Origin of the sequence: Sphingomonas morindae (genome assembly GCF_023822065.1) — a bacterium.
Classification (GTDB): Bacteria; Pseudomonadota; Alphaproteobacteria; order Sphingomonadales; family Sphingomonadaceae; genus Solisphingomonas; species Solisphingomonas morindae.
The window spans coordinates 14,559-31,188 of sequence record NZ_CP084932.1 but is presented as its reverse complement, the minus strand read 5'-3'; the positions used below and the strand labels follow the sequence as shown (position 1 = coordinate 31,188).

The window sequence follows — 16,630 nt, the reverse complement described above, 5'->3', positions numbered from 1 at the left end:
AACGATCGACGTAAAACGGACACTAGCCTTGGATCAAATTCGCCCCGAGGAAGTCCACCTCGGTTGTCGTGGGGCTCGATAGTGTCCGTTCGCATGTCCATTCGATACGATGCGTGCCGTCAGTAGCTGACATCGACCGGAGTCGATCCCTGTACGCCGGACGCGAAGGACCAATCGTCGAAAGTCGAGTTGGCAAGGATGATCATTACGTCCTCAGGCCGGATGCCGGGCGCCTCGGCGAGGCGCGCGACCAGCTGCTGGAAGAAGCGGGCACGCATTTCGGTTGTGCGTGTTCGACCTGTCGTGATGTGGAAGACGATGAAGTCGTCTGAACGCGGGCCACCGCGATACTGGCGATCAAAGATCAACTCCTCGGGTTGCAGCTGATGGAAGGCAACAAAGCGATCGGTTTCCGGCACGTCGAAGCTTTCGACTAGCGAACGATCGAGGCTTTCTGCGATTGCCTGAAGGTAAGCGGGAGATTTGCCGGCTAGGAGCGTGATGCGGGTGAAGGGCATGGAAGGAATCCTCAAGCGTTGACAACCCACATCCTGTCGGGGCACCCCGATCCTGAAAATCAGATTATTCGGGATCAACGATCCTGCTTAACAGGATAGTGTTATGCGTCTCACCAATCTCGACATGGACGCGCTCCGCAGCTTCGTCACTGGCACGGACGCCGGCTCGTTCGCTCGCGCCGCCGATCGGCTAGGGCGATCGACATCGGCCGTGAGCGCGCAGCTGAAGAAGCTGGAGGAGCAGGCCGGCGTCGCGATCATGCGTCGGTCCGGGCGAGGGCTCGCGTTGACTGAGAGCGGCGAGGCGTTGCTGTCCTATGCGCGCCGCCTTCTCTCGCTGAACGACGAGGCAATTGGAGCAGTGCGCGGGGTTGAGCTTGAAGGGTGGATCAGGCTCGGCCTCCAGGCGGACTTCGGCGAGACGGTCTTGCCGCAGGTGCTCGGGCGCTTTGCGCGCGCTCACCCCAAAGTTCGGATCGAAGGCCACACCGCCCGCAACCGCGAGCTTGCCGATCGGGTGGCGACTGGACAACTCGACCTCGCGCTCGCCTGGGACGATGGCCGTGCGGACGGCGAGCGCATTGCGTCGATCCCAATCGCCTGGCTCGGCGCAGCAAGCAGTGAGTTCGGCTGGCAGGTCCGTGCGGACGAGCCGCTGCCGCTCGTCTCGCTTGAAGCGCCCTGTATTCTACGCTCGCTCGCCTGTGATCATCTCGACAAGGCAGGGATTGCTTGGCGGATCGCCTTTGTCAGCGCGAGTCTCAGCGGATTGTGGGCGGCGACGGCGGCGGGCCTCGGTGTGGCGCTGCGCACCCCGGTCGGGCTTCCGATAACGATTCGCACGCTCGACCCAATAGCAGAAAACCTGCCAGTCATGCCCTCTCTCGCGCTGATGCTATTTCGCTCCTGCGAGCCGGCCAATCCGCTCGCAGACCATCTTGCGGCCATCATCCGTGATGCGCTCAGCCAGACACTACCGGCGGAATGGCTGGCGCGAAGCGACGGATAGGCACGCGGCGGAGACCATGCGGTCCATCTGCATGTGACCGAAACGCCAGATGAAAGGAACCAAGCTGTGACGAGCCAGGCCGCCGTGACGGTGGGTGGATGCCATTGCAGCGGGGTGCGCGTATCCGACCACTACCGGGCTGGGCACGTCAGCGGCTGTAGGAGCCAATTCAAACAAGCATTCGTCCCTCCGCCGCCTTGACTGCGCGCCCTCCAATTTTAATCGACAGTCTGCCACCTTGCTCGGTCGCAGAGATATAGAGCTTGCTTGGCCGGTGCATTTTGACGCCCTGACGGCTCATCATTCGGCCAGCTTGCGCGAGGGGCACGATGCCACGGGTAACGAGATAGGCTCCCAGCGGGCCGGTGGCATTGCCAGTCGCCGCGTCCTCAGTCACGCCGAAGCCCAGCATGCGGCTATAGGCGGTGGCGTCGTCGCCGGCGGGTTCCAGCGAGAAGATCAGCACGCCGCGCCGGATCAACCCGGCCTTGTCGAGCAGAGTCCCCATAGCACCGCGATCGAGCTGTGCGCGGTCCACCGTCGCGCGGGTCTTGACCGGAACCATCAGGAACGGCGCACCACACGAGACCTGCTGGATCGGCAAATCGGCCAGATCTTCCGCTTTGAGCCCCATGGCCGCAGCAGCCGCAGTGCGATCGTCGATGACGCCATCGAGCTTGGGTGGTTGCTGCTGCATCCAGGCAAAGGCCAAACGTTTCTCATGCCATTCCAGATCGATCTGCGTTGGCCCGACGCCCAGTTGCAGGATGATCGAGCGGCGGCCCGGCGCGATCAGTCCGCGCTCTGCTAGCGAAAACACCGTGCCGATGGTAGGATGGCCTGCGATGGGAATTTCCGCGCCGCTGTTCATTGCGAAGAAGCGCACCTCGAAATCGCACCCCGGCTTGGAAGCGGGGAAGACGAAAGTGCATTCCGAATAATTGATTTCGCGCGTCATCGCCATCATCATCTCGGGAGAGAGCCCCTCGGGCGCGGTGAAGACCGCCACCGGATTGCCGCTGAGCGGCGTGTCTGTGAACACGTCATAAACCTCATACGGGCGCCCGCCCGAACGCGCAGCATCGGCTGTCCCGCCGCCCGCCATGACGGCCATGGCTGTGCTTGCCCCTGTCAGCACAGTACGCCTTTGTACCTCCATGATATGATCACCTCGCTGATTTGCTTGAATTAGGCTGATGGACGCCAGGCAACATGCGTCGTTTGCGCGAGACATTGTTCCAGGGAGGCGGTCTGGCCGGGGCAGGGTGCTTCCTAACTGGAAAGCGCGCGCCCCAGATCGGGCACGAGACGAGCTTCTCTCTGTCGCCGGGATCCCCCATAGATCACCAGACGTCGTGGAAGTGATGCAAGGGGCCATGTCCTTTGCCAACGTCCAGTCTGCCGCTGCACGCCAAGGCCCGGTGGACGAAACTTTTGGCCTGGCGCGCGCTGTCTTCGACGGAAAGGGACGGCAGCAACGCTGCGATAGCGGCTGAGAGCGTGCATCCCGTGCCATGGTCGTTGTTGGTTGTGATACGATCTGCCTTGAGCTCAAGGATCTCGCCTGCCCCTACGAGTAGGTCGGTACTCGTCGCATCGCGGCCCATGTGACCGCCTTTGAGCAAAACCCACTGCGAGCCGAGCCGATGGAGATCGACGATCCTTTCGCGCATTTCCGCATGCGTCCATTCCGGCTCGAGGCCCAGCAAGACACCAGCTTCGGGAAGGTTGGGCGTGATGACTGTCGAGAGCGGTACGAGCTCCGACAGGATAGCGGCGACAGCGTCGGCTTGGAGGAGATGATCTCCGCTCTTTGCGACCATAACCGGGTCGAGCACGATATTGGTTGCACCATGGTGACGGAGGCGAGCAGCGACGGCTTGGGCGATCCGTGCCGTGGCGACCATGCCGATCTTCACCGCATCGACGCGGACGTCGTCGAACACCGCGTCGATCTGATCGGCGACAAATTCTGGTTCAAGCGACACGAATGAACGGACACCCCGGGTATTCTGGGCGACAACCGCCGTGATCGCGGACATTGCATAGGCGCCCAGAGCGCTGAAGGTCTTGATATCGGCCTGGATGCCGGCCCCGCCCGTCGGGTCGGTGCCGGCAATGGTAAGGACATTGGCGATCATAGGCCGGTGGCCGCGCGAGCGTTCAGGCCGGCGCGCATCATTGGTTCGGACCATTCTCGCTATTGTCGGGTGCGGCTTTGCGTGACGACAAATACCGCTTGAGGGCTTCCAGCCTCTCGAGGTCCTCATAGGAATCCAGCTCGCAGGCAAGAAGCGTTTTCCCACCAAGTGCCGGCCCTTCGCGCGCGATCAACGAGATCAGTCCAAGCTCTTTCCTGATCTGGAGCTTGTCCGGTAGCCGACGGGAGAATCCGAGCGTTGACGCACCCAGCAGATCACTCGTCTCGCGCTGGAGGTTATACTTGGCGGCAAGTTGAGCGGCGGCATGGCCTTCAACCAAAACGCCAATGGACGCCCCGGAGAAAACAACCGCCTGGGTCACGAAACCATCCCGCTCGATTGGCTTGGGAAGGTGATAGACGGCCGCACCCATCATCGACATGTCCGGCTTGGTGAACTTTTCCACGGCATCAGACACCCGTGTCGCAATGTCTGAGGAATAGGGCGGCTCGCAGAGGGCGGCACCAAAAATATCTACCTCGGCCTGTGCCGACGCCGTGCCGGGCGCAAGAAGAAGGGCGGTCGCGGCAAGAGCGGCCGAACGGACGATGTAAAGTCGTATGGTCATACTTTCAGTGCTCGCAAGCTGACGGTTCAAGAGCAATTTGCAGTTCGGCATTGCGCGCTTGGGCGGCAGCAAACCGGACGGCAGCGATATGAGCTGCCGTGCGTCAATCGATCCATTCGCCGCGGAATACCGGCTCGACCGGCCCGATCAGGTGGACGCCGTCGGTTCCGTTCCACGATACGCCGAGAACGCCGCCGTCACACTGAACCTCGACAGTCTCCGCCAAGAGGCCGCGGCGGATACCGTTGACGACGGCGGCGCAGGAGCAGGACCCTGAGCCAGGCGAAATGCCGGCGCCGCGTTCCCAGATGCGCAGCCGGATGCGGTCACGCGCGAGGATCTGCACAAAGTGGACATTCGTCTTCTCGGGAAACAGTGGGTCGGTTTCGACCGCTCGGCCCCTTGTCTCGACATCGACCTGCTCGGCGTCCTCGACGAAGAAAGTGCAGTGCGGATTGCCCATGCTGCACGCGGCAGGATCGCCGACGAGCGGGAGAATTTCGGTTTCCATCCGGGTTGCTAACGGGATTTCGGACCAATGGACGAGGGGAGCGCCCATATCGACGGCGATCTGCGCCTTATCGTGCCGGGTGCAGTGCAGGATACCCCTGCTTGTCCGGACGGTGACGACATCGCCGCCGCTCTCCTCCATCAGCTTGAGCGCGACACCGCGCGTCGCGCTGCCGCAGGCATCGAGCGGCGTCCCGTCGGCGTTCCAGAAGAGCAGCCGGGCGGTGGCATCATCGCACTGAGACAGGGCAGCGAGTTGATTGAAACCGACGCCGCGCTGGCGATCGCCCATGCGGCGAATGAGTTCCGGGGGCAGGGGAACGTCGCGATGCCGCAAATCGACGACGATGAAATCGTCGCCGTTCGCGTGCATCTTCTCGAAGGCAATCATGATTGTTCCAGCTCGCGCCGAAGTCCCAGGCCTTCAACCACGATGCGGTGATGCTCCACGTGATCGGGCTTCTCGAGAAGGAAGCGATCATCCTCGGGATAGTAACGCGCACGCTCGACGTCATCGCCGGCGAATGCCCGGATGGATTCCATCGACCGCCACCAGCTCAACGTCGAGACTTCGGTGAATCCGTCGCCGCAATCGCGCAGCAGCATCTCGCAACCGAGATTGCCCGGCGTGCCGAGATAATCCTCGACCCCAGTGCCGCGGATGTAGCTGACATACGCCTCTTGGTCCTCGGTCCTGATGCGGGAGGACCAGCGCCGCAGGATCAGGGGCTCAGTTTCCGACATCGATCATCTCCCTAGCTCGCGATCAACCAAATGTGCTATAACCGACTCGAACGCTCTTACAGGTTAGAATATGATCGAAACACGCGCAATCCGGTTTGGCGGCCAGGACACGCCAGAGGGCTTCCAGTTCGAGCTGAGTGGGGGCGCGTTGGCTTTGGATTTTGCGAACACCCTCGACGAGCGCCCTCGTGGCGGTCTCGAGAGGATTGCCGACTATCCGGTGCTGGTCTTGTGGTCCGTGCAGAGCGGCTTGCTCACGGAAGGCGAGCGCGCGACCCTGTTGGCCGCCGCTCAGCAAGAGCCCGCTGCGGCGGCGGCTGTGCACGGCGAGGCGCTCGCTCTGCGCGAGCTGATCTTCGCGACGGTCAAGGCGACGATCGCCTCCGACGGATTGAGCGACGAGCAGGTCCTTTGCTGGAACGATTGGCTCAAGCGTGTGCAGGCCAGCCGCCGCCTTTCGTGGGGAGGAAGGGGCCTCGCGTGGCAGCAGGCTGACATAGACGCCGCTTTGGACGGCATCCTCCTCCACGTCGCCGATGCAGCAATCCAGCTGTTCCTCGATCCCGACGCACGCAGCCGTCTGCGCCTGTGCGCATCCGACGATTGCGACTGGGCCTTCCTCGATCGAAGCCGACGTCAGAACCGGGTCTGGTGCGACATGACGGTGTGCGGCAATCGCGCAAAGGCAGCGCGCCATTACCGACGAAAGGTGGGGATATCCGAAAGCTGACGTCGCCGCCCGCATGACGCGGGACATGATCCGATCATATGAGGGACCAGCGACTCCCATGGTGAAGTGAATGACGTGACCCTGGACACATCTTCCACGGATATTGCGCCGCCAGCGGACTTCCGGTTTGAGATCAATCGAACCCTGGCGTTCCCGCTCACGGATCAGATCTGCGCCGCCATCCGGACTGCGATCCGGCAAGGGGCACTCGCTCCCGGTGCGCGGCTCCCATCCTGGCAGGACCTCTCCGCGCAGCTCGGCGTGGCACGCGGGACAGTACGCGCGGCCTATTATCGCCTCACGGACGAAGGCCTGGTCGCCTCTTCGGGGGCGGCCGGGACCCATGTCGCCGATTCCCCAACGCAAGCGCCTTCCGCCGCGGCGGACCGGTTTACCGACCTGCGTTCCACGCTCGATCTCTTCGGCGCAGGGCCGCCCGGTATCTTTCAGATGGGCGTGCCTGCCCATGATGCCTTCCCGGCAAAGCTCTGGGCGCGTCTCCATCGTCGGGCGGCCGATGCCGGCGCGTTGCGCACGCGCTATCTCGATCCGCGCGGGATGGACGCGTTGCGCCACCAGATCGCCGCCCATCTTGCGCTGGCGCGCGGGCTGCAATGCACGCCGGGGCAGGTCTTCATCACCACCAGTTTCCGAGGTGCTCTTGGGCTGGTGCTGCAGGCTCTCCCTTCCGGGCGGCGGCGCGCCTGGGTGGAGGACCCTGGCTATCCCGTCTCGCGCCACGGCCTGGAACTGGCTGGCTTTTCCCCTGTCCCCATCGCCGTGGACGGGCAGGGCCTCGATGTGGATCTGGGCATCGCGCTGGCCCGGGACTCCGGGCTGGCGGTCGTGACGCCGGGACAGCAGGCGCCGCTCGGCCACACCCTGTCCCCGCAGCGAAGGCAGGCACTGCTTGCCTGGGCAAGGGAAAGCGAGGCCTGGATCATCGAGGATGATTACCTCAGCGAACTTCACCTCGACGGTCGGGCGACTTCGGCGCTCGCGGCCAGCGATCCCGATGGCCGGGTGATCCATATCGGGACCTTCAGCAAGACGATCAGCCCGTCGCTTGGCATCGGTTTCCTCGTTGCCCCGGAAGCGTTGATCGCGCCATTGATGCGGGTGGCGACCTATCTCGCGCCACCGCCCAATTATGCTGCGCAGGCGGCCTTGGCCGAATTCCTCGCGGATGGACATTATCTGCGCCATCTGCGGCGTATGAAGCTGCTCTACCGAAAGCGCCGCGATGCGGTGCTCGATTACCTGCAGGCCGCTGGCAGCGCCAGGGCAGCGGGGCTGGCGGTTCATGTGCCGCTTGCGCGCGAGGCGGACGATGTGCGGCTCGTGGGGCGCTTGCGGGAGGAAGGCTTCGCGCCAACGGCGCTGTCGCAATGGTATGCCTCGCAGGCGCCTGAGAAAGGATTGGTCATCGGCATCACCAACGCGGCTCCCGAGACACTGCCGGGCGATGCCGCACGCCTGCTGAACCTGATCAGGGACGACGTCAGGCCGCCGCAATGTCGAGGAGCGTAGCACGCGCAACCCGCTACGCCTCCATGTGACCCAGGATGTCGTCGACCCGATCGAGAAGCGCATGGGTCTGCTGCTCCAGGTCGCTCGCTCTGGCTCTGGCTGTGTGCTGCAGCGGCAGGAAGTGAACGGAGCGGAGGCCGATGCAGCCCAGCGCCGCCGAGAGATAGGGCGTCAGAAAGTCCGGCTGCGCTGCACCTTCACCATGAAAGTAGCCGCCCGACGCGATGGCCACGAAGACCGGCTTGTCACAGAGCAGTGCGACCTTGCCGTTCGCGCCCGGTGCGAAGGTGTGAAAGGGGCGGACAACAAGGTCGATCCAGGCTTTCAGCGCGGCGGGCACGGTGAAGTTATGCATCGGGGTGCCGATTACCAGCATGTCTGCTGCCACCAGCTCGGCAATCGCCGCGGCCGAGCGATCCAGCGCGGGCGAAGAAAAGCCGGTTTCTGCCTGCCCCGCGACGAGCGCAGAAGCATAGGGTCCGTCGATCCCGTCAGGGGGCGCCGCGCCCAAATCGCGCAGGCTATGGGTCGCACCTGGTCGGGCTGCGATGAGGCGCTGCGCGATGGCAGTGCTCAACGCTGCGCTGTGGGACTCGGCACCGCGCGGGCTGCAGGTGAGATGCAGGATTTTGGTCATGCCGGTGTGCCAATCGGCTTGATGAAGCCGGCGATCCGTTCTTCCATCCCTTCGCGCGTGTAGAAGCGTCGCGCCCCCAGATTTGCCATCGCCGTATCGAGGACGAGACGCTCGCAGCCCTCGGTCTCGGCGATCCGCTCGAGTTCGCGCAGCAAAAGTCTGCCCAGACCCTTTCCGCGCGCGCTGTCCAGGGTCACCAGATCGTTGACGAACAGGAAGCGGCCGTGGACGAGATTGGTCGAGATCCGATAGCCCGCGACAGCGGCATCCCGCCCGCCGTTGCGGCAGACGAGAACCTGGTAGCCCTCAGGGCGCATCGCCTCTGCTTGCGCGTGCCAGTCGTCCGCTGACTGCAGCTTGGGACGGAGTTGCCGGATCACATCGAAGCATGCGGCGAAATCGGCAGGAGTTTCGGCATGGTGGAACGCTGCCACCTCGGTAGAGGACAGTGTCATTTGGTCTCCGCGGGATTGCGTGTGGCGCTTCTTTTTCCGGACAGGGAAGGCCAGGGGAAGAACCAAGAAACCGTAATCGCGCTGACCCATGACCGGCAGGCCCCGGCCCGCCGTCAGGGCATCGATGCATGCAACGGTAAACTCGATCGCACCGGTCGCGACGGCGCGAACGAACCGTGGGAAAAGGACGCGTGAGCGGGGCGGTGTGCGCAACCCGGGGGCCGGGCGCGCGGCGGCAATTCAGAGGTTCTGAGCGGGCACCGAATGTCTTCTCGCCGCACGTTCTGCCTCGCCGCGCGCGAGCCGCCATTGCATGGCATCGTCCGCTGCCGGGCCGGCTGCGATTCGCAACCTCGGCTGGGCAAGCGGGGCACCCGTCGCTGCATCGACCACCGCCAGCTTCAACTTGGCACCCGTATCCGCGTCAAGAAACTGCAGCGGCGCGGCGGCGGCTTCCCGCGCGCGCCAAGCGTCGCCGATCTGTACCATCGCCTGCAGAAGGAGCGCGAGATCCCGGCCCTTGGCTGTGGGGATATAATCGTAGCGGTCGGGGCGGTGCTGATACTGCCGCCGCTCGATCAATCCCGCCTCCTGCAGGCCTCGAAGCCGGTCGGAAAGCGTTGCGTTCGTGATGCCCGTGGAGTGCTGGAGATCGTCGTATCGGGTCAGGCCCAGCAGCAGATCGCGCATCACGAGGACGCCCCAGCGATCGCCAAGCGCTCCCATCACCTCGGCCATGGAACAGGCCATTCCTTCGAAGCCCTTCGAACGCATCGTCATCCCCGTTGCACGGCAACTCTGATAATCAGAGTTGACTAGCTCCTATTATGAGAGTTACGACGTGGACATCAATGGCGGAGACGAAGATGCCGACAGTTTCTCGAATTTTCGTGATCGGGGCGACTGGGGCGCAAGGTGCGCACGTGGTCCGCGGGCTGGTCGAAGATGGTCGATATGAGGTACTCGCCCTGACCCGCGACGCAAAGTCGACGAGGGCCCGGGAGCTGGCGGCGCTGGGGAACGTGTCCTTCCTCGAAGGTACATTCGCGGACGAAGCGATCCTGCGCGAGGGCATGCGTGCTTGCGACGGCGCATTCGTCAACATCGACGGCTTCAATACCGGCGAAAAGACCGAAATCTATTGGGCGATGCGCGCCTATGAGATCGCACTGGAGGAAGGGGTTCGGTTCTTCGTCTACGGCAATCTCGATTATACCTTGAAGAAAGCCGGCTATCGCTCGCAATTCCGCACCGGCCATTATGACGGCAAGGGCCGGGTCGGCGAGTGGATCCTTCAGCAGAACGGATCGAACGGCGATCGGATGGGCGCCGCACTGTTTACCAGCGGCCCGTATATCGAGATGGCGTTTTCGGGGCAGACACCCATGACGCCCCGTATCGAAGACGGCGTGGTGACATGGCGTGTACCGCTTGGCGACGGGGCTGTGGTCCATGTCGCGCTCGAGGACTGCGCTGACTATGTGCGATGGTTGTTCGACCATCAGGAGCGCGCCAACGGCATGGATCTCGAAGTCGCGATCGAACATGTCCGCTACGCCGATCTGGCGGCCGCGTTCGAGCGGGTGACCGGGCACCCCGCACGCTATGTCGATACGGACCTCGACAGCTATTTCGCGCCCATCAATGCAGTCGCCGACCGGCCCGCCGGCTACAACGCCGATCCGAACGACAAGAGCACGATGAGCTTCCGCGACAATTTCAGTGGTTTCTGGAATCAGTGGAAATACGGGATCATCACCCGAGACTACGGGCTGCTGGATGAGATCCATCCCAAGAGGATCCGCAGCGCCGAGGAGTGGCTCCGTCGCGAAGAGCGCCGCGCCCAGGATACCGGTGGTCCGACTTTATGGGAGCGCATCCAACCGGACGCTATCAACCGCCGGCCTGTGCTGAAAATGAGCGAGGACGGGCGGCGCGGCGCGCTCTGACATCGCCGCATCGGCTCCCCTGATGCGTTCGCCTGTGCGGGACGCTCGCAGCTTTTGGTAAAGCCTCGCCCCGCCTGCCATCGCAGTTGGGGCAGCTTTCCATGCCGCTATGCGCCCAGCGCTGCGGCCTGACGCGCAATATCGGCAACGCCGAAACTCATCGCGAGCGCAGTGCCGCTTAGATCCGCCAGCGGGTGCCAGGCGGCTTCGAGCGCATCGTCGCCCGCCACCGGCGAACCGGCGATCCAGCGACACAACACCGCGATGAGGACATAGTGGTGACGGATCGTCCCATCTGGGCCCCGATCGAGGACGTCGACGCAGTTGAACACCGGGCCTGCCTCTGCCTGGATGCCGGTCTCCTCGAACAGCTCGCGAACGGCGGCTTGCGCGATCGTCTCACCATGGTCGATCTTGCCGCCGGGAAAGCCCCACAAGCCGGCGTCCGGCGGATTGGCCCGGCGGACCAGCAGCACGCATTCGTCCCTGATAACGGCGGCGATCGTGGCCGGCACAGGTCTGCGAACGGGTGATGTGGTGATCATGCTCGGATGTACATTATGTCACCGTCTCAATGTACGGCAGGCTTACGCCGGATCGCTTTGGTCGGTCGGGATGAACCGCAAGGTGCCGGCACGCCGCGTGACTCCGCCATTGTCACGAGAGTGGTGCACTCCGTCGACGACCGGCACTTCGGCGAAGTCGAAGGGGCTTATCCCGTCCAGGCAGGCCACGTTGACGCCGTACTGGTTCGGATTGGATCGGCGCTGGTGGTGTGTGTAGATCCCGCAGCGCGAGCAGAAGAAATGCTGCGCCGTTCGCGTGTTGAAGCGGTAGCTGGTGAGCATCTCTTCGCCCTGGAGGAGGCGGATTCCGCCCAGTTCGGCCGAGACCGCGACCGCGCCGCGCATTCGGCAATAGGAGCATGTGCAGCGACGGATCGTGTTGAAGCCATCGCTCAACTTGGCTTCGAACCGCACCGATCCGCAATGGCATCCACCAAGGATGGTGTTGACTGCTTCCGTCATAGGCGGGTTCCCTTGCGACAATACCAGATTGCAGGAGTAGCGGTTTGGCGCCGGACGGCCAGCCTCAAGAAATCTGATTTCGACTGTACCATCGCCTTGAGAGCTGCCGGTACCACGACGATGGTACAGGCAAAGCTGACGGTCTTGGTGCTTCCCAGGCGCAGCGTTGCGCGGCACCTGATGCGCAGATCATCAAGGAGGGCGCGATGCCTAACACTATCTTCCTGGCGGGTGCCGCCGGCGTTATCGGGCAGCGATTGGTTCCATTGTTGCTGCAGCAAGGGCACACGGTTTTCGGTACGACGCGCTCGGCGAAGCGTGCGGCCGACCTCGAGGCGGCGGGCGCTCGGCCGGTGATCGTCGACGTATTCGATGCCGATGCCCTGGCGCGCGCGGTGGCAAGTGCTGCGCCCGCCGTCGTCATCCACCAGCTTACCGATCTGTCCGGCGACATGGCTGCCGATCCGGAAGCGGCCCGGCGTGCCAATGCCCGGCTGCGCCGCGAAGGAACGCCCAACCTGGTGCGGGCATCTGTGGCAGCCGGTGCCCGGCGGATCATCGCGCAGAGCATTGCCTGGGCCTATGCGCCGGGCACGCCGCCCTATGCGGAGGAGGATCCGCTGGAGGTCGACGCGGAAGGCGCGCGTGGTACGACGATCCGGGAAGGAATCGTCCCGCTTGAGAGGGCCGTGCTTGAGACGCCGGGGATCGAAGGCGTGGTGTTGCGCTACGGCCAGCTTTTCGGACCCGGAACCTGGAGCAAGACCCCGGACGGCGCGTCGCCGCTGCATGTCGATGCGGCAGCCTACGCCGCCTTTCTCACGATCGATCACGGTGCGCCAGGCATCTACAACGTCGCCAATCCGGGCGGCGAGGTCCGCATCGACAAGGCGATTTCGGCACTCGGCTGGAACCCGGACTTCCGTATGGCCGCAGAGCAGGTGGTCCCCACCGCATGAGGGATCGTTCGCCTCCTCCCGGCGCGGTCGCCGTGATCTTCGTCTCGGGGCGCTCACAGGCAGATGCCGAGGGTTATGCCGCCGCGGCCGAAGCCATGGCAACCGCCGCCGCGGCGCGCGACGGCTATCTGGGAATCATCTCGTCGCGCGATGCTTCCGGTGTGGGAATCACCGTCAGTTGGTGGCGCAACTATGCTGATGCGCTCGCATGGCGGGACGATCCCGATCATGCGCGCATCCGCGATCGGGGGCGGGCGGTCTGGTATGACTGGTATCAGGTGATCGTGGCGACGGTGGACCGTGCCTATGGCTGGCAACGATCCCTTTCCCCCTTCAAAGCGGAAGGAGGCGCGGCCTTTGAGGTTCGCGAAGATGATCTGAGCGCGGAGGAGACTCGCGCCCTGCTGGGGCTGCATCTGGCAGGCATGCGGGCGGACTCGCCGCCCGACAATGTCCATGCTCTCGATCTGACCGGTCTTACAACGCCTGACGTGACGGTTTGGACGGCATGGGTCGGCCCCCGCGTCGCTGCCGTCGGCGCGCTCAAAATGCTGCCTGACGATACGGCCGAGGTGAAGTCGATGCGCACCCACCCGGACTTTCTCCGGCAGGGAGCGGCCCGGGCCGTCCTCGACACGATCATTGTCGCGGCCAAGACACGCGGCGTTCGCAGGCTGAGCCTTGAAACGGGAAGCGTGCCATCGTTCGACCCGGCGGTCGCGCTATATCGTAGCCGGGGGTTTGAGGAGGGACCCGCCTTCTCGCACTATACGGACGGCGGCTTCAGCCGTTTTCTCCACCTCGATCTTCGCTGACTCTTCGTGATCGCTGCCGTCTTCCCGGTCATCCTGGTCGCAGCGGCGCTGCACGCGACTTGGAACGGGACGGCTCTCCCTGTTCTTGAAGGCAGGCGCAGACGGTTGATGTGATATCCTGTGTGGTCAATCCAGCTACCGCGATTTGAGCCGATTGCGTGGCATGTTCGATGAATCGATCCGGCAGTGTCATCGCCCGAAATACAAGGCCACGATCCATCAAGCCGGTCCAGGTCAGGAATTGCATCACAGCAGCGCCAAAGCCTCCCGCGGCACCTTCTTCGACGGTGACCAATACGCGATGATGACACGCGAGTTGTCTAATGAGACATTCGTCGAGCGGCTTCGCAAAACGAGCATCAGCGACCGTGACGGAAATCCCTCTCTGTTGAAGTTCATCCGCAGCGGCTAAAGCGTCCTTAAGCCGGGCGCCGAGCGAAAGGATTGCGACGTCAGCGCCTTCTTTGAGCACGCGACCGCGACCAATCTCGAGCTCAAGTGGGTTTTCAGGGATCGGCACGCCAGTCCCTGATCCCCTGGGATACCGAAAAGCGCTTGGGCGGTCGTCAATCAGCGCAGCAGTGCGGACCATATGTGCCAACTCGGCTTCGTCTGCCGGCGCCATCAGCACCATCCCGGGAAGGCAACCGAGATAAACGAGGTCGAAGCTTCCCGCATGGGTCGCCCCGTCCGCACCTACAGGACCGGCGCGATCTATCGCAAACCGCACTGGGAGGCTTTGAATTGCGACGTCGTGGACAATCTGGTCGTAGGCCCGTTGCAGGAACGTGGAATAGATCGCGCAGAACGGCACCATCCCTTCAGCCGCCAGGCCGGCGGAAAACGTCACCGCATGTTGCTCGGCAATGCCTACATCGAAAAAGCGGTCGGGAAATCTGGCGGCGAACTTGTCTAGACCGGTACCTGAGGACATGGCGGCCGTGATTGCGACAATCCGAGAATTCTGCTCCGCCAGCGAAATCAGCGTCTTGGAAACTACGTCCTGAAACTTGGGAGGCGCTGGCGCCGCCTTCTCCTGCTCGCCAGTCGCCACATCGAACCGGGCGACAGCATGCAGCTTTTCCGGATTGGCTTCGGCGGGCGCAAAGCCTTTCCCTTTCTGCGTGACAATATGGAGTAATATCGGCTTGTCGATTTCTGCATCGCGAAGATTCCTGAGGACAGGCACAAGCTGCTCAAGGTCATGGCCGTCGATGGGCCCGACATAGTAAAATCCTAGATCGTCAAACAGAGTGGTTCCCATCATCGCCTTTCGCGCAACAGCTTCGACACGACGGGCACCTCGCTCAATTTTGCTTGGTAGATGCGTCGCCAACTTGAGGCCCAATTCGCGAAGACCCAGATACTTCCGGCTGCTGATCAGACGAGACAGGTAGCCACTCATGGCTCCGGTTGGTGGAGCGATCGACATCTCGTTGTCGTTAAGGATGACGATCATCCGGGCCTTCAGTGCCCCGGCGTTGTTGATAGCCTCGTAAGCCATGCCCGCGCTCATGGCTCCATCTCCGATCACGCATACGACTGCCCGTTCGTGTCCGACTCCTTCGCGCGCCTTGATGTCGCGAGCAACGGCCATACCGAGACCGGCCGATATCGAGGTTGACGAATGGCCGGCTCCGAACGGGTCGTATTCGCTCTCTGCCCGAGTGGTGAAACCCGCAAGGCCTCCATCCTGACGGATTGTCGTCATCCGGTCTCGCCGTCCTGTGAGGATCTTGTGCGGATACGTCTGGTGCCCGACATCCCAAATCAGCCGATCGTGGGGGGTGCGGAAAAGCGCGTGGAGCGCGACCGTCAACTCGACCACAGCTAGGGACGACCCTAAGTGTCCGCCGGTTTGGGACACGACGTCAATCGTCTCGGCTCGCAATTCATCGGCTAACTCTCGAAGCTGCGCGACGGATAAGTTCCAGAGATCAGCAGGGATTTTAACGCGATCGAGTAGCGGGGTCACCGTTTGCCGTCTTTTCAAGCCCAATCCGTTCCGCGGTTCGTGTGTCGTCTCGCTGCCATGGTAAGCGATCGAGGCCGAGACCGTCTCGCGTCGGCTGATTGCCAGTCAGCAATCGGGCCTTGTAGAAAGACAAACCTCTGCGGCTGCCGCCGTTCCGGCGGACGTTTCGTTGAAAGCGTGCCTACGAACGCGCCTGATTTGCCTCTGCTAGGGGGAGCCGCTCATGCTATGCAGAGATAATGGCAAGGTTCGACAGTAAGCGCGTCCTAATCACGGGCGGGACGAGTGGCACGGGGCTGGCGGGCGCGAAGCGTATCGTTTCCGAAGGTGGTACGGTCATTGTCACCGGCTTGAACCAGAGACGCATCGACGACGCAAAGGCTGCGCTAGGTGATCAAGGACAGGTCATCGCGAGCGACGCAGCTGATCCCGCCGCCGCGGCCACGCTGGCGCAAGTAGCCGGTGCAGCCGGCGGATTGGACGGCCTGTGGTTGAATGCTGGTTATGCCGCGCTCGGTCGACCCGAGGATGCCGATGCCGAAACCTTTGATCGTATGATGGCAGCGAATGTGCGAGGGCCGGTAGTTCAGCTCGCTGCCTTGTCACAGCACCTAAACGCCGGAGCCTCCGTCGTAGTCACGTCGTCTTCATCCACGTACGAGGGCGGGGCCGCCACCAGCCTTTATGCCGCCACCAAGGGTGCGCTCGTAGCCATGGCTCGATCGTGGGCGAGGGCGCTGGCACCACGTCGCATCCGCGTGAATGTCATCGTACCAGGACCTATCGACACTAACTTCCGCCATTTCCTGCCCGAAGAGGCCAGACGGGGCTTCGAGGAATTAGTCATAGGGCAGGTGCCGTTGGGTCGGGCCGGCACGCCCGAGGAGGCAGCGGCCGTCGCGCTGTTCCTCCTTTCCGATGATGCTTCCTACGTCACAGGCAGCCAGTACGCGGTCGATGGTGGCCTCATAATGCAGTAACTGGCGTGTTTCGCGGTCAGCC

At 63.2% G+C, this 16,630-nt stretch carries 20 protein-coding genes; 8 read left to right on the top strand and 12 right to left on the bottom strand.

What is annotated here, in order from left to right:
- Positions 1 to 119: 119 nt before the first annotated feature.
- A complete protein-coding gene (locus tag LHA26_RS19195) occupies positions 120 to 518 on the bottom strand; it encodes a tautomerase family protein (protein WP_252168984.1) in 399 nt (132 codons plus the stop codon).
- 103 nt (positions 519 to 621) lie between these two features.
- Between LHA26_RS19195 and LHA26_RS19190 the strand changes: the two genes are divergently transcribed.
- On the top strand, positions 622 to 1,527 hold the full coding sequence (locus tag LHA26_RS19190) for a LysR substrate-binding domain-containing protein (protein ID WP_252168983.1): 906 nt from the start codon (positions 622 to 624) through the stop codon (positions 1,525 to 1,527).
- Positions 1,528 to 1,696: 169 nt separating this feature from the next.
- On the opposite strand, the gene LHA26_RS19185 is transcribed toward LHA26_RS19190, so the two are convergent.
- From LHA26_RS19185 to LHA26_RS19165, 5 genes are all read right to left on the bottom strand, one after another.
- Positions 1,697 to 2,641 carry a PhzF family phenazine biosynthesis protein gene (locus LHA26_RS19185; RefSeq protein WP_252168982.1) on the bottom strand — a complete coding sequence of 315 codons (945 nt, stop codon included), beginning with the start codon at positions 2,639 to 2,641 and terminating at the stop codon, positions 1,697 to 1,699.
- Positions 2,642 to 2,870: 229 nt separating this feature from the next.
- Positions 2,871 to 3,668 (bottom strand): bifunctional hydroxymethylpyrimidine kinase/phosphomethylpyrimidine kinase, encoded by a 798-nt coding sequence (gene thiD, locus LHA26_RS19180; RefSeq protein WP_252168981.1) that lies wholly within the window; start codon positions 3,666 to 3,668, stop codon positions 2,871 to 2,873.
- 37 nt (positions 3,669 to 3,705) lie between these two features.
- On the bottom strand, positions 3,706 to 4,296 hold the full coding sequence (locus LHA26_RS19175; protein ID WP_252168980.1) for a hypothetical protein: 591 nt from the start codon (positions 4,294 to 4,296) through the stop codon (positions 3,706 to 3,708).
- A 103-nt stretch (positions 4,297 to 4,399) separates the two neighbouring features.
- Positions 4,400 to 5,200, bottom strand: a complete 801-nt coding sequence (gene dapF, locus LHA26_RS19170) for a diaminopimelate epimerase (RefSeq protein WP_252169027.1) — start codon at positions 5,198 to 5,200, stop codon at positions 4,400 to 4,402.
- The gene (locus LHA26_RS19165; RefSeq protein WP_252168979.1) at positions 5,194 to 5,550 is read right to left on the bottom strand and encodes a hypothetical protein; all 357 of its coding nucleotides are present in this window, start codon (positions 5,548 to 5,550) and stop codon (positions 5,194 to 5,196) included. Before LHA26_RS19165 ends, dapF begins: the two co-directional genes overlap by 7 nt.
- A gap of 70 nt (positions 5,551 to 5,620) precedes the next feature.
- On the opposite strand from LHA26_RS19165, the gene LHA26_RS19160 reads away from it, so the two are divergent.
- Both LHA26_RS19160 and pdxR read left to right on the top strand, forming a co-directional pair.
- On the top strand, positions 5,621 to 6,280 hold the full coding sequence (locus tag LHA26_RS19160) for a CGNR zinc finger domain-containing protein (RefSeq protein ID WP_252168978.1): 660 nt from the start codon (positions 5,621 to 5,623) through the stop codon (positions 6,278 to 6,280).
- Positions 6,281 to 6,355: 75 nt separating this feature from the next.
- Entirely contained in the window at positions 6,356 to 7,810 is a 1,455-nt protein-coding gene (gene pdxR / locus LHA26_RS19155) for a MocR-like pyridoxine biosynthesis transcription factor PdxR (protein ID WP_252168977.1), read from the top strand.
- 13 nt (positions 7,811 to 7,823) lie between these two features.
- Here pdxR and LHA26_RS19150 read toward each other — a convergent pair whose 3' ends face one another.
- Together LHA26_RS19150 and LHA26_RS19145 are read right to left on the bottom strand one after the other, a co-directional pair.
- On the bottom strand, positions 7,824 to 8,447 hold the full coding sequence (locus LHA26_RS19150; RefSeq protein ID WP_252168976.1) for an FMN-dependent NADH-azoreductase: 624 nt from the start codon (positions 8,445 to 8,447) through the stop codon (positions 7,824 to 7,826).
- Entirely contained in the window at positions 8,444 to 8,902 is a 459-nt protein-coding gene (locus tag LHA26_RS19145) for a GNAT family N-acetyltransferase (protein ID WP_252168975.1), read from the bottom strand. Before LHA26_RS19145 ends, LHA26_RS19150 begins: the two co-directional genes overlap by 4 nt.
- Positions 8,903 to 8,923: 21 nt before the next feature.
- Here LHA26_RS19145 and LHA26_RS19140 point away from each other — a divergent pair, with 21 nt between their 5' ends.
- Entirely contained in the window at positions 8,924 to 9,097 is a 174-nt protein-coding gene (locus LHA26_RS19140) for a hypothetical protein (protein WP_252168974.1), read from the top strand.
- 45 nt (positions 9,098 to 9,142) lie between these two features.
- On the opposite strand, the gene LHA26_RS19135 is transcribed toward LHA26_RS19140, so the two are convergent.
- Positions 9,143 to 9,676, bottom strand: a complete 534-nt coding sequence (locus LHA26_RS19135) for a winged helix-turn-helix transcriptional regulator (protein ID WP_252169026.1) — start codon at positions 9,674 to 9,676, stop codon at positions 9,143 to 9,145.
- A 92-nt stretch (positions 9,677 to 9,768) separates the two neighbouring features.
- Between LHA26_RS19135 and LHA26_RS19130 the strand changes: the two genes are divergently transcribed.
- The gene (locus LHA26_RS19130; RefSeq protein ID WP_252168973.1) at positions 9,769 to 10,851 is read left to right on the top strand and encodes an NmrA family NAD(P)-binding protein; all 1,083 of its coding nucleotides are present in this window, start codon (positions 9,769 to 9,771) and stop codon (positions 10,849 to 10,851) included.
- Positions 10,852 to 10,958: 107 nt separating this feature from the next.
- Here the strand turns inward: LHA26_RS19130 and LHA26_RS19125 are convergent, their stop codons facing one another.
- Positions 10,959 to 11,396 (bottom strand): NUDIX hydrolase, encoded by a 438-nt coding sequence (locus LHA26_RS19125; protein ID WP_252168972.1) that lies wholly within the window; start codon positions 11,394 to 11,396, stop codon positions 10,959 to 10,961.
- A gap of 42 nt (positions 11,397 to 11,438) precedes the next feature.
- Positions 11,439 to 11,879 carry a GFA family protein gene (locus LHA26_RS19120; RefSeq protein WP_252168971.1) on the bottom strand — a complete coding sequence of 147 codons (441 nt, stop codon included), beginning with the start codon at positions 11,877 to 11,879 and terminating at the stop codon, positions 11,439 to 11,441.
- Positions 11,880 to 12,085: 206 nt separating this feature from the next.
- Here LHA26_RS19120 and LHA26_RS19115 point away from each other — a divergent pair, with 206 nt between their 5' ends.
- Both LHA26_RS19115 and LHA26_RS20225 read left to right on the top strand, forming a co-directional pair.
- Positions 12,086 to 12,838 carry an NAD-dependent epimerase/dehydratase family protein gene (locus LHA26_RS19115; protein ID WP_252168970.1) on the top strand — a complete coding sequence of 251 codons (753 nt, stop codon included), beginning with the start codon at positions 12,086 to 12,088 and terminating at the stop codon, positions 12,836 to 12,838.
- A 32-nt stretch (positions 12,839 to 12,870) separates the two neighbouring features.
- Positions 12,871 to 13,653 carry a GNAT family N-acetyltransferase gene (locus tag LHA26_RS20225; RefSeq protein WP_367890759.1) on the top strand — a complete coding sequence of 261 codons (783 nt, stop codon included), beginning with the start codon at positions 12,871 to 12,873 and terminating at the stop codon, positions 13,651 to 13,653.
- Between the two features lie 28 nt (positions 13,654 to 13,681).
- On the opposite strand, the gene dxs is transcribed toward LHA26_RS20225, so the two are convergent.
- Complete coding sequence (gene dxs / locus LHA26_RS19105) at positions 13,682 to 15,628, bottom strand: 1-deoxy-D-xylulose-5-phosphate synthase (RefSeq protein ID WP_252168969.1); 1,947 nt, start codon at positions 15,626 to 15,628, stop codon at positions 13,682 to 13,684.
- Positions 15,629 to 15,867: 239 nt separating this feature from the next.
- Here dxs and LHA26_RS19100 point away from each other — a divergent pair, with 239 nt between their 5' ends.
- Positions 15,868 to 16,608: an SDR family oxidoreductase gene (locus LHA26_RS19100; RefSeq protein WP_252168968.1), complete on the top strand. Its 741-nt coding sequence runs from the start codon at positions 15,868 to 15,870 to the stop codon at positions 16,606 to 16,608.
- The last annotated feature ends 22 nt before the right edge of the window (positions 16,609 to 16,630 follow it).